The organism is Cellulomonas hominis (genome assembly GCF_005239125.1).
Lineage (GTDB): Bacteria > Actinomycetota > Actinomycetes > Actinomycetales > Cellulomonadaceae > Cellulomonas > Cellulomonas hominis_A.
Map to the genome: position 1 here is coordinate 1 of NZ_SZYE01000338.1, position 1,326 is coordinate 1,326.

Sequence of the window (1,326 nt, forward strand, 5' to 3'; positions counted from 1 at the left end):
GCCACCGCGGCGACGGCCACCGCGCCGCCGGCCGCGTCCCCCGCGGGTTCGTCGGCGCGGCCGGCGCCCCGCACCCCGCCCCGGTCGGCGCCTGACGCCGCCGCACCACCGACTCTCTCCACCGCCGCGCCTCCCCGCGGCCGAGGGCGCGACGCGCGGGCGCCCACCCCTCCCGCGCAGACACGAGGAACGATGACCACCCGACGCACGCTCACGGCGCTCCTGGCCGTCGGCGCGATGGCCGCCCTGGCGGCCTGCGGCACCACCGACGAGCCGGCGGCCGAGAGCACGGGCTCCGCCGCCGCGGGCGGCCCGGTCTCCATCACGGACGACCGGGGCGAGACCGTCGAGCTGGACGCGCCGGCGACGCGCGTCGTCTCGCTCGAGTGGATGCAGACCGAGATGCTGACCTCGCTCGGCGTCACCCCGGTCGGCGCGGCGGACGTCGAGGGCTACACGTCCTGGGTCGGCACCGTGGTGCCGCTGACCGGCGAGCCCGAGGACGTCGGGACCCGCGGCGAGCCCTCGGTCGAGGCGATCGCGGGTCTGGAGCCGGACCTCATCGTCGGCGTCACGTCGTCGATCCCCGAGGGCGCGCTGGAGCAGTTCGAGCGCATCGCCCCGGTCGCGCTGTTCGACGGCGCCGACGGCGCGGACCCGCTCGGCTACGTCGAGGACACCTTCCGCAGCGTCGCGACCCTCGTCGGCGCGGACGACGCCGCCGAGGACGTCATCACGGACACCGAGGCGCACATCGCCGACAACGCGCAGAAGATCGCCGACGCCGGCCTGGCGGGCACGCCCGTCGTGTTCGCCTCGCCGTACGCCGAGGGCGCCAACGTCACCATCCGCATGCACGGCCCCCGCTCCGCGTTCCAGGCCGTCGCGGTCGAGATGGGCCTCGGCTCCGCGACCGAGGACCCGGGTGACGACGCGTACGGCCTGTCCTACGTCGACGTCGAGGGCCTGACCGCGCTGCCGGCCGAGACCCGGTTCCTGTACTGGGGCAACGACGACGAGGACGACGTGGTCGAGACGGCCCTCGCCGGCAACCCGGTCTGGCAGTCGCTGCCGTTCGTGCAGCAGGGCCACGTCTACCGCGCGGGCGTCGGCATCTGGGCGTACGGCGGCCCCGAGTCGCTGGCCGGCTGGTCGGACGACCTGGTCGCGCAGCTGACCGCCGAGTGAACCCGACCCGCACCGCACACCCCTGAGAGACGCCGTGACCACCTCGCCCCCCGCCGCCGGCCCCGTCGCCGCCGCGCGCCCCGCCGCGCCCGGTGCCGGACCGGTGGGCGGGGGTCGGGGTCCGGGCGCCCCGGCGGC

1 protein-coding gene is annotated in these 1,326 nt (G+C 77.1%); it reads left to right on the top strand.

Annotated features, from left to right (window positions below; genetic code table 11):
- Window positions 1-192: 192 nt before the first annotated feature.
- A complete protein-coding gene (locus FA014_RS19455; protein WP_154731244.1) occupies window positions 193-1,188 on the top strand; it encodes an ABC transporter substrate-binding protein in 996 nt (331 codons plus the stop codon).
- Window positions 1,189-1,326: the final 138 nt, after the last annotated feature.